An 18361-nucleotide genomic window follows, 5' to 3' on the forward strand; every position below is an offset into this window, starting at 1 on the left:
ATGTATTTATTTTAATGGATTAGCATAACACCTGAACAGAAAAAACCCACCTAAGTGAATAGGTGGGCCATACTATTTAAACACCGCGTTTATTACCCCAAAGCAGGGCATGAAGTTGTGGGAGTACTTTGACATTGTTTAATTGACTGTCTTCGACTACCCGATTAACCAGCCACTCATATTTATCCAGCAGCTTTGGGATCAATTCTTGATTATTACCATTCATGATATCATCATTCCCTGCTTGCAGATAAAAAGGAATGCCTTCGTACCTCTTATGAACCATTCTCGCATATTCCAGATCAGCTTCATCGAAAATAACGACCTTTAAACTAACATTATTTTCAAACTGATTTTCGTCAAGATTAATAAAAATCGAATCTAATATTTCAAAATTTGTTTCCATCATTGAACTTGGCGGTTTAGGGGAAATGGTAAGTTCATCGATTTTTAAAAACCAATCCTGCCATTTGCTTCCCTGAGTTTCAATTCCAATCTTAATCTGCTTTTCTTTTAATATATCAATCAGTGAATCTAGGTGTTTCAATAGTGCGGGGTTTCCCCCTGAGATGGTTACAAAGGAGAACTTGTCTCCACCAAGGGAATGTAATTCATCCCAAATTTCTTCCGCAGTCATTTGCCTTATATCGTCTTTGGCGCTGCCGTCCCAAGTAAAGGCAGAATCACACCAGCTGCAGGAATAATCGCAGCCCGCGGTTCGGACAAACATCGTTACTTGGCCAATGACCATCCCCTCGCCTTGAATTGTGGGGCCAAAAATCTCAAGAATTGGAAGTTTTCTCATTCTTCCATCCACTCCCTTCTTGCCTCTGCATAGCTGGCAGGCGTTTCAAAAAGGCGGACAAATTCTACTCTTGCGCCGTGGAATTGCTCCTTGTTCTCTTCTTTAGCTAATACTTCTTGCATTTTTTCATATATCCAAACCACGATATTTTCAGCGGTTGTATTCATCGGCGGCAGTGTTTCATTTAGGTAACGATGATCAAGGTGAATTTCTATTTCATTTTTCCAAATTTCCTTGATATCACCAAAATCCATCATCAATCCTCTGTCATCCACAAAACCGCTTATTCCAAAGATTACTTTGTACGTATGTCCATGGAGATTCTTACATTTTCCTTCATAACAATGTAAGTGGTGTGCTGCATCGAAGGTGAATTCTTTACTTACCAAAACACGCTTTGTATGATACTTTAATTCTTTACGCTGAATGTCTTCATCCATTTTCTGAAGTTTATCGACGATTCTAAAGCCGTACATTTTTAGTCCTCCCACTTAGAAAGTCATCGAGTCCGCGTTTTCTTAACACACAGGCTGGACATTCTCCACAGCCGTCAGAAATAACGCCATTGTAGCAGGTTAAGGTTTTTTCACGTACATATTCAAACGCATTTAATTTATCCGCTAATTCCCACGTTTCCGCTTTATTCAGCCACATTAATGGAGTGTGAATAACAAAGTTATCATCCATGGATAGATTCAAGGTAACATTAAGTGATTTGATAAAAATATCACGGCAATCTGGATAGCCGCTGAAATCTGTTTCACAAACACCCGTCACTAAATGCTTGGCACCAATCTGACGAGCTAACACTCCGGCAAAAGTAAGGAACAAAAGGTTTCTTCCTGGAACAAACGTTGAAGGTAGTTCACCATCTTCGCCGTCTTTGACTTCAATATCAGGGCGTGTTAACGCATTGGGTGCAAGCTGGTTCAATAAAGACATATCTAATATATGGTGTTTGACACCTAGTTCATTGGCAATATTTTTGGCACACTCTATTTCTAAACTATGCCTCTGATTATAATCAAATGTGACTGCTTCCACCTCTTTAAATTGTTGTATTGCCCAAAATAAACAGGTAGTACTGTCCTGCCCGCCGCTAAATACGACAATGGCTTTTTCATCTTTTAACATATTTAAGGAAACTCCTTCCAAAATAAAAAAAGCCGTACCCCAAGATAGAAGTACAGCTTCATCTTAGTTTTTTTAACGAGGGGTGCTAGAACCTCTATTCGTTTATGCTGTTAGTATAATACCATAAAAAAAATGAAAAAAGGAACCATAATTTTTTATTTGACGTTTTTGCTGATGTCCTATATCATATGGAGAAGATAATACCCGTACTTATACGGGAGAGGTTCATAGCTGATACCCTCTATAAAAAACTATGGATACATGACTCTATGCCATGTCCATACCGGACGTGGCTTTTTGTTTTTTATCCTTGTGGTTTGGTATAGAATGCTGGCTAGTACTCTCCTTCTTAAAAAGTGTTGGGATACATTTTAATGGGGGTTTTTTTATGTCTGGCCGCAGCCATGAAGAAGGTTTAAAGGATTTAACACTATTAGGTAATCAAAATACACAATACTCGTTTGAATATGCACCAGAGGTTTTGGAGGCAGTCGATAATCTTCATCCAGAGCGTGATTATTTCGTAAAATTTAACTGTCCTGAATTTACTAGTCTTTGTCCGCTTACGCATCAGCCAGATTTTGCTACGATGTATATTTCTTACATCCCGAATCAAAAAATCGTTGAGAGTAAATCTTTGAAACTCTATTTATTCAGCTTCAGAAATCATGGTGATTTCCATGAGGATTGCGTCAATATTATCATGAACGATTTAATCAAGCTTCTAGATCCTCGATATATTGAAGTTTGGGGGAAATTCACTCCACGCGGTGGAATTTCCATTGACCCATGGTGTAACTATGGGAAACCAGGTACCAAGTATGAAGAAATGGCGACTTTCCGTTTGATGAACCATGACCTGTATCCAGAAAAAGTAGATAATCGATAATTGAAAACTATTTTTAATACAAATTAAATAGTCTTGTAAACCTGTAACGTTTTCCATATGATACATTGAATTTAGTAGACACTAGATGATGGAAGAATGAGTTGATTATATGTTAAATGTTAAAGAAGTTACAGAACGGCTTAGGCTTGAGGGAATTACAAATAGTGAACAGGTTGTCATCCGCTGGATTCTTGATGGAAAAATCAAGGCTAGAAGAACCAAGCACCTTAATCTAGAATACTCGATAAATCCTGTTGATTTAGCATCTTTTATTTTGGAAAAGAAGATTGAGGACAAAACGAAGAAATATGGGATAGATTTTCATCAGTGGGAAAAAACATTCCACGAGAATCAAAAATTCAAAGAAGAAATTGAACAGTTAAAATCCTCGATTCGGATTGAACAAGCAAAAAATAGGTCTTTAAAAAGGATGCTAAAAGCTGAGTACGCTCTTTCCGACTCTCCACCTTTGACCCTTAACTCCTTATTGGGTTTAGAACCCAGGGCAGATATGGAGATTGTCAGGAAGGAATACAAGAAAATATTAAAGGCCCTCCATCCTGATAGAGGCGGCGACGAACGACTATTTAAAGTGTTTTATGACCACTATGAAAAGGTAAAGGATCCAGCTGCGCGCTGAATCCTTTTTATCTTTTTATAAAACTTGATTCCCTTTTGTTCCGTTAATTGAATAGCTTGCTACTATGTTTGCACTTAATGAGTGAGATACGGAGCAATATTTATCTTTCGATAATTGAATCGCGCGGACTACCTTTTCTTCCGGCAAATCCCCCTCTACTAAGTAATGAATATGAAAATCAGTAAATTTTTTCGGTTCGGTGTCTGCCCGCGTTCCTTCTACCTCCATTGTAAATCCAGTCAGTTCTAATCGCATTTTTTTCAAAATCATCACGATATCGATTCCTGTACAGCCTGCAAGCGAGTATAGGAGCAGTTCTGTTGGTCTAGGACCGCTATTTTGTCCGCCAACTTCTGGTGCTGCGTCCATCCTTAAATCATGCCCTGAAGGTGTTGTACCGGTAAAGGCCATATCCCCTGTCCAGTAAATAGTTGATTTCATTTCATCGTCCCTTCCACTTTGTACTTTCATCCTTATTTTACCTTAAAAAAAGGTTTTGAACTCATAATTGAGTCCAAAACCTTTTCTATTTTATTTAAGTAATGACAAATCGATAAGTCCTTTAATATCACTGCTTGGAATATATCCAGCTTCTTTACTGATATCTGCCATTTCTTGAATCACTTGTTCATTGACATCAGTTGTCACAGCTAAGCGTGAAAATGCTGCGTCCACTTCCTCTTTGTTTAACTCTTTACCAGTAAGGTCCTTTAAGTGCTTGATGACAATTTCTTTACTTTCATCTGGATTGTCCTGGATGAATTTTACCGATTTTTTGTGAGCTTCCAAATACTTCTTAGTTAAGTCCTTGTTTTTCAAAAAGTCTGCTCTAGCTGCAACTACGGTATTGGTTGATTCTTTACCCCAAGCGAACTCATCCCAGTCAAGAAGCAATTTTCCATTTGCTTGGTTTTCCAGTACATATCCCCATGGCTCCTGAGTCGCTGCCGCATCCACTTGTTTTTGGATGAAAAGAGAAACTGTATCAGCTGGAGCTGCAGCGAATAAATCTACAGTACCTCCACTTGTTTTTGCTGTTAAGTCTGCTTCTTTTAGCGCTTTTCGGAGCATGACATCCTGTGTGCTTCCGATAACTGGAATCGCAACTTTCTTACCATCTAAATCAGCTAATTTCTCAACACCGCTTCCTTCAGCTGCAACTAGAACAGCTCCACCATTCACAGCACCGGATATAAGGTGGTATTCCTTATTTTTCACATAAAAGTTAAGTAATGGACCAGGTCCAACAGTTCCAACGTCAATAGCCTTTGTTGCCATTGCTTCCATAAATAGTCCGCCGTTTGAAACTGTTTTTGTTTCAATCGTTACATCCTTACCGAAAGCTTCTTCAAAATAACCTTTTTCCAGTGCAACAATCGTTGCAATATGCGTTAAGTTTGGAAAATATCCAATTTTAACGTTTTTCACCTCTCCGCCTTCACTTTCGTTGGAAGATTGAGCACAACCACTAAGCAATCCAATAAACAATACAGTGATAAATAAATAAAGTATAGATTTTTTCATCATTTTTTCTCTCCTGGCTATTTTATATTTTTATTAAGATCTATTTCGAATTCCCCATTTTACTTCTACATTGCGTTCGAGCCTTGAAAAAACAACATTATCCACAATGGTCCCGATAATCGCAATGATAATCATTACAGAAATAACTAAATCCATTTGTCCAAGTGAACGGCCCATTTCAAGAAGTTGTCCAAGTCCTCCTCCTCCGCCGAGAAGTTCCCCCGCCATCAGTGCGCGCCATGAGAATGCCCATGCAATCCGCAGACCTGAGATAATCTGTGGAACAGAGGCAGGCAGGATTACGGTACGTAGAAAATGAAATCCACTTGAACCATACACCTTAGCAACACGCTGATAAAGCTGAGGGACATTCTTAAATCCACTTGTTGCGTTAACTGTCATGGTCCATGTTGCTCCGATAGTTACAATAAACAAAATGGAAAAATCGTTTAACCCAAACCAGATGATTGCTAATGGAAACCAGACAATACTTGGAATTGATTGGAGCGCAGTTACGACAAATCCAAGTGTATCCTCAACAAGTTTATAACGCCAGATGAAGTACCCTAATATTAATCCGACAATAATAGCAATCGTAAAGCCGAGTAATATCCGTCCAATACTTTTACCAATTGCTAGTGTAATTTGACCACTAAGTAAGCCGTTAAAAAGGGTTTCCAATACCTGACTCAGGCTGGGAAACATAAAATCGGGAAGGCTGGAAAATCTAGATGTGACTTCCCATATCACCGCTATCACCGCGATGAAGATGATCCGTCTTAAAGCTGTAGTCATCACCCATTTCCTCCTTCAATACTTTTTCAATTTCATCTTGTAATATTGATAAAATTCGTTGTTCCGTATTTAATGTAACACTGTCCGGTGTTACTCCATCCTTCATCGTTGGCACGGGAATGATTTCTTTAATCCTCCCTGGACGAGTGGCAAATACGACCACTTCCTCTGAGAGCAGCACCGCTTCTCTGATATTGTGTGTGATAAAAAAGATGGTTACTTTGGTCTTTCTCCAGATTTCAAGCAATTCTTTATGCAGCACCATTCTAGTTTGTTCATCCAATGCCGAGAAAGGCTCATCCATTAACAAGATATCAGGCTCCATTACTAACGCCCTAGCGATTGAAACCCGCTGCTTCATTCCACCTGATAATTCGTGAGGATATGAATTTACATAACGGCTGAGGTGAACCATTTTTAATACATCAAGCGCCTTGGCTTTCGCCTCTTCTTTTGGCATGTTTTTAAGATTCAAACCATAGGTTACATTTTCTAATACGGTCAGCCATGGAAACAAACCTGCTTCTTGGAAAACTACTACTCTTTCAGGTCCAGGTTTTGTAACCAAGTTCCCATCGACACGGATTTCGCCGCTATCGGCTTTGTCGAGACCAGCAACCAGGTAGAGCAACGTAGACTTCCCACAGCCAGATGGTCCCACAATCGAAACAAAACTACCTTTTTTAACATTTAAATTTATCCCATCTAGAACTTTCACGTTTTCTTTTCTATCATTAATAAAGCTTTTTTCGATAGAATCTATTGTTAAATACATCTAACGTCACCTCTTTTTTAATCCCAAGTAAATCTATTGGTTTTATTATATTACAAACAAAAGGTAAGTCAACTATTATTCTATTAATCCGCAAAATTTTTCCGGTATTTCTTACTAATTTACTGAATATTTAAATATTTTTCTACAATTGACAAGCAATCTAAATGGATTTCCGTCGTTATTTGCAAGAACTTTACTATTTCTAAAAGAATCTGGTGATTCATGTAGATAAGTTTTTTACAGTTCATGCAGGAGAAACTCATACGTTTCTAAAATTAGTAGAGTAGACGAAAGCTAGTCTAATGAATAAGTTGAAAGGTGGTCATTGCCATGAGCCAAGATATTACCCTACAACAAATTGCTGAAGGTGTACCAAAGACACTATTAAATGCATCTGATAGAGACATTGAAGGATTCCAAAAAATCATCGAAGAAACGATAAAATTAAGAGAAGCACATAGAAACCTTCAAAAGATGGTAAAAAGTTTTTCTACTTCTACGATTCAGCGAACGTAAGTATTTTTGAAAAGAAAAAAGACCCATCCTTGGCGAAGGGCTGGGTCTATACATACCTTATAAAGAAAATCATTCATCAATAGAATCTATTACCTTTATAAGGAGATATAAATTTGTAAGGTCTTGATACTAATTTGACAAAATACTGTATAACCGAAACAAAATCATCTAGAAAAAAGGTGGAATTTGACATACCCTGATTTAGGGTTAACCTTCTATGTTCATTAAGAAGGTTATCTAGTTCTTGACTGCAAATTATCGTTTCTTTATTAGACAGTCCCTTTGTCATACCAATTTTGATCATTTCGTCTCTCTTCTCATTTATTGCCTCTTCTAAATCTACTATCCTCATAACAAAAACACACCTCTAACTCTATTAATTACCAAGATGCTTTAATATATTAGTCACGAAAAGTATTATAGCATGTATTTAAATCTATTAAATCGTTTCGATAAAACAAGTTAAAATATGACAAAACTAGACGATTTTTAAAATTTCAGACTATTCTATAAAGTTATTTCCGATAAATTCTGGGTGTTTTTGTATGTTGAAAGCAAATCAGGCGAATACTTACCATATGGTTATTATTGGTTTAGTTTGATTTATTAGACAGTTTTTGTGAAGAAATCAGGAGGTATAGATCATGCTTTATGAAGAATATGAATTATTGCTGAAAAAGACTGTTGCTGTTGCACCTGAGTGGATTATAAGCGACATCCAGGACATTCTGAAAAAAGATGAAGGAAAACATATTGGGGTTAGTTATGTCATTTCACAGCTAAATGATAGATATTCTTTTAGTCTCAGACACATTTTGTCTGCAATGGATTTTTCAAGTGAATGGACTAAGGTTTCAAGAGAACGCCTTAGTTTTATTGATAATAATATTGATGTCGTTGTGGCATTGTATTATGACCTTAAAGACTAAACACGAGAAATTCTATATCAATACAAAAAGGAACACCAATTCCTTTGAATTGGTGTTCCTTTTATTTTTACTTTATTCATGAAAATTTGTGCCGTCGGTTGTAGCTTGGACTATGCCTGCACGAATGACGAAGTCTCCGAAGTGCTCTTCTTGCTCTCGTTCTTTAGCGTAACGGGAAAGTATGACACGCAGTTCGCTCAGGATTTCTTCTTCACCGATATTTTCTCGGTACATTTTGTTGAGTCGGCTGCCGTCAAAAGCCGCTCCTAGGTACATATTATATTTTCCTACAGCTTTACCCATAAAAGCTATTTCTCCCAGTCCAGGACGCGCACAGCCATTTGGACAACCTGTCATACGGATGGTAATTTCTTTATCCCTAAGACCATTTTCATCTAAAATGTCCTCAATTTTATCAATAAGTTTTGGTAAGTATCTCTCTGCTTCTGCCATTGCTAACCCACATGTAGGAAGTGCAACACATGCCATAGAACTGCGGCGAAGTGCAGAATAGTGACTGCCATCCGTTAAACCATATTGTTCAATAAGTTCATTAATTTTTTTCTTCTCTTGGTTTGAAACATCTGCAATAATTACGTTTTGATTAGCAGTTAAACGGAATTCACCTTTATGAACTTTTGCAATTTCTTTGAGAGCTGTTTTTAACTTATAATCATCCGAATCTGCCACTCGGCCGTTTTGGATATAAAGGGTATAATGCCATTTTCCTTGAACGCCTTTTACCCATCCGTAACGGTCGCCATTATCATCAAAATGATATGGTTTTGCTTCGCCAAGACTCCAGCCAAGACGAGCTTCTAATTCTTCCTTGACGGTTTCTAATCCTAGTCTGTCAACGGTGTACTTGAACCGGGCATTTTTTCGCTCGGAACGGTTTCCGTAATCGCGTTGAATGGTAATGACTTTTTCTGCTACATCTTGAACCTGCTCTGGTGTACAGAAGCCGATTACCTTAGCAAGCTGCGGGTAAGTCTCTTTATCTCCATGTGAACTTCCCATACCTCCGCCAATTGCCACGTTAAAACCAATAAGATTTCCGTCTTCTACAATCGCAATTAAACCAAGGTCTTGTGAAAAGACGTCAATATCATTTGAAGGCGGAACGGCAATGGCAATTTTGAATTTACGTGGTAAATATAGCGATCCATACATCGGTTCAACATCATCCACTTCAGGACTGCCAGCTACTTTTTCTTCATCAAGCCATACTTCATGATAGGCCCTTGTTCGCGGTAATAAATAATTACTTAAATGTTTTGCCCATTCGTATACTTCCATATGAATTTCAGATTGATAGGGATTTGAGGTACACAATACGTTACGATTGACATCGCCGCAAGCAGCAATGGTATCCAATAACGTAGAATGGATTTCCTGTATCGTATTTTTCATATTCCATTTTATTATCCCGTGCATTTGAAACGTTTGACGTGTTGTCAGTTTTAATGTTCCGTTACCATTTTTGTCAGCCAGCTCATCCATAACCAGCCATTGGGACGGTGTCGCAACACCGCCAGGCAGCCGAACACGTAACATAAACTGATAGGCAGGCTCAAGTTTTTGCTTTTGACGCTCATTGCGGAGATCTCGGTCGTCTTGCAAATAGCTGCCATGGTGTTTCATTAGACGATTATCATCGTCTGGAATTCCTGCACTGATTCGATCAAGCATGACTTCTTTTAGTGTTCCGCGTAAAAAGTTACTCTCTCTTTTTATTCGCTCTACATCACTTGGCGCGCCTTCAGGTGCCTTTAACTTTTGCTTCACCATTTATGAAAAATCTCCTTCCACTACTGTATCAATATACATCGCGCTGGTATCGTTTTTGCTGCTGCATGTCTGCTAGATAGGCTTCTGCCTCTTCTCGGCTCAAGCTGCCCTCTTTTTCAATTATTCCAATTAGCGTTTGGTGTACGTCATGTGCCATATGTTTCTCATCACCGCAAATATAAACCACAGCACCTTCTTGAAGCCACTGGAACAATTCCTTGCTTTGTTCTAGCATGCGGTGTTGAACATAGACTTTTTCTGCTGTGTCCCGGGAAAAAGCAACATCCATTCTGGTTAACACGCCATCTTTAAGCCATTTTTGCCATTCTGTTTGATATAGGAAATCTGTCACAAAATGCTGGTCTCCAAAAAACATCCAAGACTTACCCTCTGCTCCTATTTCCTCGCGCTCTTGCATAAAAGAACGGAATGGTGCCACCCCTGTTCCTGGTCCAACCATAATAATTGGAGTTTCAGGATTCACTGGGAGTTTGAAGTTTTCATTGTGCTGAATATAGATTGGTACACTATCTCCCGATTGCAAGCGATCTGCGGTGAAAATAGAACAGACACCTTTTCGGTCACGACCATGTGCATGGTAACGGACAGCCCCGATCGTTAAATGGACCTCGTCAGGATTTGCAGTTAAGCTGCTTGCAATGGAGTATAAGCGTCCAGGCATTTTTCTAAGAATCGAAACAAACTCTTGAGGAGAGCTATTTACTGGGCCAAATTCACGAACCACATCGAGTAAATCATGTCCTTCAAGATAGGCTTTTACTTTTTCACTATCTTTTAACAGCTCCTCTAAGTCGCTGTTTGCAGTGAGTTTTGCTGCTTTTTCAAGTAGCGGTTTTGTTAATGTAGTAATCTCATAATAGGTTGATAGTGCATCTTTTAATGAAAGAACTTCACCTTGTTTATTAATAGACACACTTTCTTCTGGGTTCCATTTCAATTCTTCAAGAAGCAGGCTAACCAGCTCTGGGTCATTTTCCGGATAGATTCCAAGACTATCACCTGGTTGGAAACTAATTCCAGAACCTTCAAGTGATAACTCCAGGTGTCTCGTTTCTTTGTTAGAGCCTCGTCCGTTTAAGTTTAGATTATCAAGCACTTCTGCTCTAAACGGATTGGTTCTAGAGTAGGTAGATTCTGCCGTTTGTGTAGATGCTGCCTGTGTTAGTGCAGGAATTCCATCCTTTGCTTCACCAAGGCTGTTAATGATTCCTTCAAGCCATTCTGCTGCCGGTTCATCATAATCGAGATCACAATCGAAACGTGGATAAAGTCGGGTGCCCCCTAGTTCCTCCAAACGAGCATCAAATTGTTTTCCTGTTTGACAGAAAAACTCATAAGAGCTATCGCCAAGGGATAAGACTGAAAAGTTGAGTTCCTCAAGCTTTGGAGCTCGTTTTCCATGTAAAAATTCGTGGAAAGTTAGCGCATTATCCGGTGGATCACCTTCCCCGTGTGTACTCACGATAATAAGTATATTTTTTACCTTTTTTATATTGTTAGGTTTAAAATCGCTCATAGCGGAAACAGTTACTTGGAACCCTTTCCCCTCAAGTGTCGAGCTGGCCTTTTTTGCTAAGCCTCTTGCATTACCTGTTTGTGATCCGTATAGAATGGTTACTTCTTTTGATGCTGTACCATCGGCTGTTTGCTGGCTTGGCACGCCTAGCACAGAAGGAATTGGCGCTTGTGCAGCACCAGCAAGATACCCACTCAACCAAACTTTTTGTGATTCAGTAAATGTCGGTAAAAGACGATTTAGGAGTTCCGTCTGCTCCTGATTAAACGGACTGTTCATTACCTGAAGTTGCAACGTTATCCACCTCACTATGGAATATAAACTTATCATACAGTATTTTTTAGAGGCTGTTAGATATTAATTGGTCTATTTCTTGACCCAGTTCTCTTTTTAAAAGTTATAGTTACCCAAATGCTTTTTGTAGTTAGCTTTCGGGCACTATAGAACCTCTAGATTGACCCAAAGCTCTTTTTTTAACAGGGTTCGGGCACTCCAGCATCTCTGCATTGACCCAAATTCCCTTTCATGACAGGGTTCGGGCACTCCAGCACCTCTGCATTGACCCAAATTCCCTTTCAGGTCAGGATTCGGGCACTCCAGCACCTCTGCATTGACCCAAATTCCCTTTCATGACAGGATTCGGTCACTCCCGCATTTCTGCATTGACCCAAATCCTTTCTGCACCCAGCTTTCGGTCACCCCAACCAATGATAGACACTACTCACCAACCGCACGTTCAAGTACGATATCTTCAATCACGGTATGCTTACTTAAAGCTGGAGTACAGAGAATCCTCTGACCTTCTTTTTGACGGGATCGAACGATTTTGTTTAATTCTGCAAGCAGGAGTCCGGTAAATAACATATAGGGAACAACAATTACCCGACCCGCAGCACCTTCCGAAATTTTCTCCAAACCCTCATTAAGCTTCGGCTCGGTTGCTGCTAGATAGCAAACAGATACCCTTTCAGGTCCAAGCCGTTCCCCAAGACCATCCGCAATCTTTCCAAAATTCACGTGGACATCAGGGTCACTGCTGCCTACACCGACAATCAATAACCTGTCTGTATTGGTCACCTCACCTGCAGAATCCCTAATTAACTCTGCCACACCATCAAGAATAACATCTTGTACCCCAAAAGGATTCTTTATTTTTACCGGAATAGTAGGATATTTGGCAATAAAGGGAGACAAAGCTTCTGGAATATCCCGTTTTATATGTCCCGCTGCCAAAAGAAACAGTGGAACAACGTCAATCTCCGTTGCACCCCGCTCGACACATGTTTCAAAGCCTTCTTCAATCAGCGGCTCTGTGAGCTCTAAGAAACTCAGTTCTTGTATTGGAACGTCAATTCGTGCCTTTACTCGTTCAATAAAAGCCTGTATCTCGACCGCCCCTTTTTTCGAACGAGTACCGTGGCCGATATAAAGAATTGCTTTCATATAAAAATGTGCTCCCTTCTGCTGTTACCGGTTGGCGGCTGGAATATTGGCTAAAATTTCTTCTTGAAACCAATTCAATTTTTTGTGTAAGGTTACTACCTCCCCAATCACGATCATACTTGGATTGGTAATCCCCTCTCTTTCTACCACTTCTTCAATCGTATCAAGTGTGCCAACTACTGTCCTCTGGTCGCTTAAAGTGCCCCAATGGATCAAGGCAATTGGGGTCTGCGGTGATTTCCCATTGAGCAATAATTGTTTGGTTATCACCTGAAGATGAGATACGCCCATGTAAACACAAATCGTATCGACTCCCTTTGCCAAGTGTGACCACTGGTGTTCTGCACAGACATCACCAGCCTGATGACCGGTAATAAAGGCGAAGCTTTTACTTAAGGTACGGTGGGTCACAGGAATTCCTGCATAAGCGGAAGCCGCTATTCCAGCCGTGATACCTGGAACAATTTCAAATGGCACGTTATGCCTAGCACATTCCTCTGCTTCTTCACCGCCGCGGCCGAAAACAAAAGGATCTCCACCTTTAAGCCGTACCACGTTATATCCCTTTTTGGCATATTTCACCAGGAAATGATTAATGGTTTCCTGCTTCATTGTATGATAATGTGGAAGCTTGCCGCAATAGACAAGTTGCGCTCCCTCTTTCGCATTCTCCAAAAGTTCAGGATTTACCAGCCGATCATAGAGGATGACATCAGCTTGCTTGAGGCAGCGTAACCCTTTTACTGTAATTAAATCTGGATCTCCGGGACCCGCACCTACTAAAAAAACCTTGCCAACCATTGATCAACCATCCTTTCTTATCGACTCATATTAGAGAATGTTCTTTTCTTGAAGGTAGCCAAAGATTTGATTAACTGCCTCTTCGACTGTTAATAGATCTGAGCGAACCGTAATTTCTGGGTTTTCCGGTGCTTCATATGGGGAATCAATCCCAGTAAAGTCCTTTATTTCTCCACGGCGAGCCTTAGCATATAGCTGCTTTGGATCACGTTTTTCACATTCTTCAATTGGACAGTCAACAAACACTTCAATAAACTCTCCTTCTTGGAAAATGGATCTGACCTGATCGCGATCGGAACGGAATGGAGAAATAAATGCTGTTGTTACAACTGCACCGCTATCTACAAACAAGTTTGCTACTTCGCCAATTCTTCTGATATTCTCTGTCCGGTCAAGGTCGGAAAAACCGAGATCCTTGTTTAATCCATGGCGGATATTATCACCATCTAGAACATATTCATTAATCCCCTGCCGGTACAAAGCGCTTGATACCGCGTTTGCTATTGTCGATTTTCCAGAGCCTGATAGACCTGTAAACCATAGCACACAGCTTCCATGGCCATTTTGAACATGACGGTCGGATTTGGTAACTGCACTAGCGTGCCATGTAATATTGGTTGCTTTAGTCATTATTTTCTCCTCCTTAAACCGTCGTTTCTTCTTTCATGCCTTCTATTAACACTTCAACAACCTCTTTACGGCTGAATGTGGATGGTGGAAGCTGACCAGCACGAAGCAATTCTCTTACTTTTGTTCCAGATAGAATGACTCGGTCTTCATTGCTATGCGGGCAGGTTTTGTCAGAAGCCATTCCTTCACATTTTGTGCAATAGAAGCTATGTTCAAAGAATAATGGCTTAATGCCAAGCTCCCCATCAGGGAATTCATTAAAAATTAATTGGGCATCGTAGGTACCATAATAATTACCAACACCTGCATGGTCACGGCCGACAATAAAATGCGTGCAGCCAAAGTTCTTACGGGCAATCGCATGGAAAATTGCTTCCCTTGGTCCTGCATATCTCATTGCCGCTGGGTGGACACCAAGCTGTACACGTTCTCGTGGGTAATAATTTTCAAGAAGGACACGATAGCTTTTTAGGCGAACATCAGCTGGGATGTCATCAGACTTTGTTTCACCAACAAGCGGATTCACGAAAAGTCCATCAACGGTTTCAAGTGCAGCTTTTTGAATATACTCATGGGCACGGTGAATTGGGTTTCTTGTTTGGAAGCCTACCACCGTTTTCCAGCCTTTTTCTTCAAACAATGCACGTGTTTCCTTTGGCTCAAACCATACATCACTAAAGACACCTTTTTCTGGTTTTTTAACAAGAGTTACGTCACCAGCTACATAAACAGGTCCTCTTTCATAAAGTCGCTTAACTCCTGGATGCGCCGTTTCAAGGGTTTTATATACCTCAACTGCTTCCCTGTCTAAGTTCGGTTCATACCATTCTGATACGGTAATTACCCCGTATACCTCTTTGTTAAAAACAAGCTTGATTTTCTCCCCTTCTTCAAGGGTTGCGGCTGTTTCATAGGAAACAGGGAGTGTAACGGGAATGGACCAGATGGTGTTATCTGCAAGACGCATATTCTCCACTACGTTTTCATAATCAGCTTTCCCAAGGAAACCCGTTAGCGGACTAAATAACCCAACACCGATTAACTCAAGGTCACTTAGAGCAATGGCGTCGATTTCAAGTTCTCTTACAATGGATGTTACATCATAATTTGGATCAAATGCTTGGATAAGTTTACCTCCATGAGGTGCTGGTAAAAATGACAATAGAATCAAACCTTTCTACATTTAAGTTAAGTTTTATTATTAAACTCTTTAAAAAAAGAGATTAAATCAGTGAACTATCAAGCTACTTTTCTACAGCTTCTGTTACAGGTTGATTCGATTTTTTCATAAGTGACAAAACACCGAATACGGAGATTAAGACACCTGCCATCGCAACAATTGGATAGAAGTTATGCTCTATCAGCATTTGGATAAGTGTGTAAGAAAGCACCATGGATAATACAGGTGATACGATCCACACAGTTAGCAGCTGAACCACTATACCCTTTTTTAGAACTGACTTGCCATGTTTGGCAAAGCCAATACCGATAATCGAAGATGTCGTGATTTGTGTCAGTGGCACAGGTATGCCGAAGACAGAGGCTGCCGTAACTATCGCTGCTCCTGTCCCAGAAATGACACAACCCTCTTCCAGCCGAAGCGTGGTAATTTTCTTTCCATTCGTTTCGAGAACACGATGGCCTAACAGAATCGCACCAGCTGCAACAAAAAGCCCGCCCCAGAAAATACCGTCACTTGTAGACATGATGTCAGCACCGACTAGCGGTCCTACAGCATTAGCGACATTGTTCATTCCCGCCGAAAAGGCTTCAAATAATCCCATACAAACGACAAGAACTGAAAGATACGGAACGGCTTTTGGCGCTTCCATCCAGCGTTTTAGCGTCCTGTTTTTTAATAGCTTAGTAGAAATGATGGCGATTATAAATGCTGCAACAGGAGTTAGCAGCCAAAAGACCATAATCCATGCCAAACTGCCGACAAATACTGATTGATAGACAATTCCGGCACCAACGACGGATCCTACTGCTACTTCACTTGTTGAAAGTGGAATCCCGAAAATATTTGCTAAAAATAACGCTAGCGCAGCAGATGCTAAAACAATAAGAGCTATGGGTACGGTAAAGGTACTACTCGGAACAATCCCGCTGCCAATCGTTTTCACCACTTCCCCGCCGCCAAGCCAGGCACCAAGAAAAACGGTAATACCGCATAAAATCAATGCCAGCCTTTTATTAACTACACCTGCTCCGTAGGAAATCCCCATCGAAGCTGCTGCACCACTAGCACCAATATTGAATGCAAAAAATAATCCTATGATAACCGCAATAATTGTGAGCAAACTATAAGCCCCCTTTTAGGATGTGTGCAAGCCACACTCCGTCTTGCCGCTTCCCGTCCAGCGTCCTGCACGTGAATCACCGTCTGCCGAAACAGGCTGTGTACAAGGAAAACAGCCGATACTAGGGTAATTTTGATCGTGCAAGGTATTGTAAGGGAGATCTTTTTCCTTGATATAGGACCAAACTTCATCCCAAGTCCAGTGAATCAACGGACAGATTTTAATGTTTTGAAACTTTTCATCTTTATTTAGGAATTCTGTGTTTGCTCTTGTCGGCGATTGTTCTCTGCGAAGTCCTGAAATCCACGCTTGTTTTGCCGTTAGTGTCTCCCTTAATGGAATCACTTTACGTATATTACAGCATTGGTTAGGCTCCCTCTTCCATAGCGCTGATCCATATTGTTCACGTTGTTCATCTAAGGTTAGCTTTGGAAGTTTCCGCTCAATTTTCAATGAAGGAAACCGTTGTTCCATTTTATTAATAACCTCATAGGTTTCCGGAAAGTGTAATCCTGTATCCAAGAAAACGATATGCGCATCTGGCTTCACCTGCTGGATGAGGTCGATTAATACGATCGCCTCTGCACCAAAGCTAGATGCATAGACAATTTGTTCTTCTGGATATGAGCTGTAAGCCCACTCCAGTACCGATTTTGCTCCCTTCGTTTTATTCTCGGTTGGGAAAGAACCTGATATTTGACTCCAATTTTCATACGTAACTGGTGTAGTCATGTCTATAAACCTCCTTTGTCCATCAAAAAGCCTTCCCAAAAAGGAAAGGCATCTCACGTTTGTTTAACGCCTTATCTTCCAAAATGAAGTTCATTTTGCTGGAATTAGCACCTTACACAGCAGGTTGCCGGGCTTCATCGGACCAGTCCCTCAGCCTCTCTTGATAAGTATTTGGTAATTGTTGAGATTAATCCTACCATACCAATAGGATTTGTGTAAATAAGAAAATATAAAATTTAGAAAAATTATTTTTCACACTTTTACTACATCAAAAAACAAAAAAACGTCCTGGACTCATGTACCCCCAGAACGGTTTATTTGCTACTACTTTAAGCCATGGTTGCATAGCTTTCTTTATTCACTTTTGCTCCTATTAAATTTATTTTTTCACGGAAGGTGACGACTTCTCCAACAACGATCATGGCAGGATTTTCAATTTCCTCTTTTTCAACTATGTCTACAATAGAACTCAACGTTCCTGTTACGGTACGCTGTGCACTTGTTGTCCCTTGCTGTATGATCGCAACAGGGGTCTCTGCTTTTTTACCATGCTTCATTAATTCCTCGCAGATATATGGGAGATTTGTCATTCCCATGTAGATAGCCAGAGTATCTACAGCTGTTGCTAGACTTTTCCAATTTATGTCGTCAGGTTTCCCCTTTGGCTTGTGACCCGTTACAATAGCAAAAGAGCTTCCTAATTCACGATGAGTGATCGGAATTCCAGCATAAGCAGGAGCGGCTACTCCTGCTGTTATCCCGGGAACTACTTCGACTGGCAGACACTGTTCAACCAAAGCTTCTACTTCCTCAGCTCCGCGTCCAAATACGAAAGGATCTCCACCTTTTAATCGAACAACATTTTTCCCCTGTTTTGTGTATTTGACTAAAAGATGATTAATGGTTTCTTGCTGAAGTGTATGGTAATTCGGTTTTTTCCCACAATAAATGAGATGGCAATCTCGTTTTGCTTCCTCTAAAAGCTCTGGATTAACCAGCCGGTCATAAAGAATCACGTCTGCTTTCTGAATACATCGTAACGCCTTAACTGTTATTAAATCAGGGTCACCAGGACCTGCTCCAACGATATATGCCTTTCCCATAATCATCCCTCCTT

The 18361-nt window shown here is 40.3% G+C and carries 21 protein-coding genes and 2 riboswitches; of the genes, 4 read left to right on the top strand and 17 right to left on the bottom strand.

The genetic code is table 11. The features are described from left to right. Positions 1-76: 76 nt before the first annotated feature. Genes queE through queC form a run of 3 tightly spaced genes read right to left on the bottom strand, consistent with a single transcriptional unit; the run spans position 77 to position 1939 of the window. Positions 77-805: a 7-carboxy-7-deazaguanine synthase QueE gene (queE, locus tag MLOOGBEN_RS12280; RefSeq protein WP_179158546.1), complete on the bottom strand. Its 729-nt coding sequence runs from the start codon at positions 803-805 to the stop codon at positions 77-79. Next, positions 802-1281, bottom strand: a complete 480-nt coding sequence (gene queD / locus MLOOGBEN_RS12285; protein ID WP_179158547.1) for a 6-carboxytetrahydropterin synthase QueD — start codon at positions 1279-1281, stop codon at positions 802-804. The genes queE and queD overlap by 4 nt, the downstream gene beginning before the upstream one ends. Next, positions 1268-1939: a 7-cyano-7-deazaguanine synthase QueC gene (queC, locus tag MLOOGBEN_RS12290; protein WP_179158548.1), complete on the bottom strand. Its 672-nt coding sequence runs from the start codon at positions 1937-1939 to the stop codon at positions 1268-1270. Before queC ends, queD begins: the two co-directional genes overlap by 14 nt. Positions 1940-2153: 214 nt before the next feature. Then, positions 2154-2200, top strand: a riboswitch (PreQ1 riboswitch). Between the two features lie 127 nt (positions 2201-2327). Between queC and queF the strand changes: the two genes are divergently transcribed. Together queF and MLOOGBEN_RS12300 are read left to right on the top strand one after the other, a co-directional pair. Next, positions 2328-2828: a preQ(1) synthase gene (queF, locus tag MLOOGBEN_RS12295; RefSeq protein ID WP_179158549.1), complete on the top strand. Its 501-nt coding sequence runs from the start codon at positions 2328-2330 to the stop codon at positions 2826-2828. Between the two features lie 109 nt (positions 2829-2937). Then, positions 2938-3468: a J domain-containing protein gene (locus MLOOGBEN_RS12300; protein ID WP_179158550.1), complete on the top strand. Its 531-nt coding sequence runs from the start codon at positions 2938-2940 to the stop codon at positions 3466-3468. A 15-nt stretch (positions 3469-3483) separates the two neighbouring features. On the opposite strand, the gene MLOOGBEN_RS12305 is transcribed toward MLOOGBEN_RS12300, so the two are convergent. The 4 genes from MLOOGBEN_RS12305 to MLOOGBEN_RS12320 all read right to left on the bottom strand — a co-directional run bounded on the left by MLOOGBEN_RS12305 (position 3484) and on the right by MLOOGBEN_RS12320 (position 6562). Further along, entirely contained in the window at positions 3484-3909 is a 426-nt protein-coding gene (locus MLOOGBEN_RS12305; protein WP_179158781.1) for an OsmC family protein, read from the bottom strand. Between the two features lie 90 nt (positions 3910-3999). Further along, positions 4000-4995, bottom strand: coding sequence for an aliphatic sulfonate ABC transporter substrate-binding protein (locus MLOOGBEN_RS12310; protein WP_179158551.1), 996 nt, complete (start codon positions 4993-4995; stop codon positions 4000-4002). Positions 4996-5025: 30 nt separating this feature from the next. Continuing rightward, on the bottom strand, positions 5026-5787 hold the full coding sequence (locus tag MLOOGBEN_RS12315) for an ABC transporter permease (RefSeq protein ID WP_179158552.1): 762 nt from the start codon (positions 5785-5787) through the stop codon (positions 5026-5028). Further along, entirely contained in the window at positions 5720-6562 is an 843-nt protein-coding gene (locus tag MLOOGBEN_RS12320; RefSeq protein ID WP_179158553.1) for an ABC transporter ATP-binding protein, read from the bottom strand. The genes MLOOGBEN_RS12315 and MLOOGBEN_RS12320 overlap by 68 nt, the downstream gene beginning before the upstream one ends. 330 nt (positions 6563-6892) lie before the next feature. On the opposite strand from MLOOGBEN_RS12320, the gene MLOOGBEN_RS12325 reads away from it, so the two are divergent. Next, positions 6893-7078, top strand: a complete 186-nt coding sequence (locus tag MLOOGBEN_RS12325; RefSeq protein ID WP_045515772.1) for a hypothetical protein — start codon at positions 6893-6895, stop codon at positions 7076-7078. Between the two features lie 76 nt (positions 7079-7154). On the opposite strand, the gene MLOOGBEN_RS29595 is transcribed toward MLOOGBEN_RS12325, so the two are convergent. Further along, positions 7155-7430, bottom strand: a complete 276-nt coding sequence (locus MLOOGBEN_RS29595) for an aspartyl-phosphate phosphatase Spo0E family protein (RefSeq protein WP_179158554.1) — start codon at positions 7428-7430, stop codon at positions 7155-7157. A gap of 292 nt (positions 7431-7722) precedes the next feature. Between MLOOGBEN_RS29595 and MLOOGBEN_RS12335 the strand changes: the two genes are divergently transcribed. Continuing rightward, a complete protein-coding gene (locus tag MLOOGBEN_RS12335; RefSeq protein WP_179158555.1) occupies positions 7723-8007 on the top strand; it encodes a hypothetical protein in 285 nt (94 codons plus the stop codon). Between the two features lie 72 nt (positions 8008-8079). On the opposite strand, the gene cysI is transcribed toward MLOOGBEN_RS12335, so the two are convergent. The 9 genes from cysI to cobA (MLOOGBEN_RS12380) all read right to left on the bottom strand — a co-directional run bounded on the left by cysI (position 8080) and on the right by cobA (MLOOGBEN_RS12380) (position 18347). Continuing rightward, the gene (gene cysI, locus MLOOGBEN_RS12340) at positions 8080-9798 is read right to left on the bottom strand and encodes an assimilatory sulfite reductase (NADPH) hemoprotein subunit (RefSeq protein ID WP_179158556.1); all 1719 of its coding nucleotides are present in this window, start codon (positions 9796-9798) and stop codon (positions 8080-8082) included. A gap of 28 nt (positions 9799-9826) precedes the next feature. Further along, positions 9827-11629, bottom strand: a complete 1803-nt coding sequence (locus MLOOGBEN_RS12345) for an assimilatory sulfite reductase (NADPH) flavoprotein subunit (RefSeq protein ID WP_179158557.1) — start codon at positions 11627-11629, stop codon at positions 9827-9829. A 423-nt stretch (positions 11630-12052) separates the two neighbouring features. Continuing rightward, the gene (locus MLOOGBEN_RS12350; RefSeq protein WP_179158558.1) at positions 12053-12778 is read right to left on the bottom strand and encodes a sirohydrochlorin chelatase; all 726 of its coding nucleotides are present in this window, start codon (positions 12776-12778) and stop codon (positions 12053-12055) included. Positions 12779-12802: 24 nt separating this feature from the next. Further along, entirely contained in the window at positions 12803-13579 is a 777-nt protein-coding gene (cobA, locus tag MLOOGBEN_RS12355; protein WP_179158559.1) for a uroporphyrinogen-III C-methyltransferase, read from the bottom strand. Between the two features lie 30 nt (positions 13580-13609). Next, positions 13610-14209 carry an adenylyl-sulfate kinase gene (gene cysC, locus MLOOGBEN_RS12360; protein ID WP_179158560.1) on the bottom strand — a complete coding sequence of 200 codons (600 nt, stop codon included), beginning with the start codon at positions 14207-14209 and terminating at the stop codon, positions 13610-13612. 13 nt (positions 14210-14222) lie between these two features. After that, the gene (sat, locus tag MLOOGBEN_RS12365; protein WP_179158561.1) at positions 14223-15371 is read right to left on the bottom strand and encodes a sulfate adenylyltransferase; all 1149 of its coding nucleotides are present in this window, start codon (positions 15369-15371) and stop codon (positions 14223-14225) included. An 82-nt stretch (positions 15372-15453) separates the two neighbouring features. Beyond that, positions 15454-16512: a sulfate permease gene (locus MLOOGBEN_RS12370; RefSeq protein WP_179158562.1), complete on the bottom strand. Its 1059-nt coding sequence runs from the start codon at positions 16510-16512 to the stop codon at positions 15454-15456. A gap of 15 nt (positions 16513-16527) precedes the next feature. After that, positions 16528-17244: a phosphoadenylyl-sulfate reductase gene (locus tag MLOOGBEN_RS12375; protein WP_179158563.1), complete on the bottom strand. Its 717-nt coding sequence runs from the start codon at positions 17242-17244 to the stop codon at positions 16528-16530. Positions 17245-17312: 68 nt separating this feature from the next. Further along, a riboswitch (SAM riboswitch) is annotated at positions 17313-17414 on the bottom strand. A gap of 159 nt (positions 17415-17573) precedes the next feature. Next, the gene (gene cobA, locus MLOOGBEN_RS12380; RefSeq protein ID WP_179158564.1) at positions 17574-18347 is read right to left on the bottom strand and encodes a uroporphyrinogen-III C-methyltransferase; all 774 of its coding nucleotides are present in this window, start codon (positions 18345-18347) and stop codon (positions 17574-17576) included. Positions 18348-18361: the final 14 nt, after the last annotated feature.

This window comes from Bacillus sp. EB106-08-02-XG196, assembly GCF_013396335.1.
In the GTDB taxonomy this organism is placed as follows: Bacteria; Bacillota; Bacilli; order Bacillales; family Cytobacillaceae; genus Neobacillus.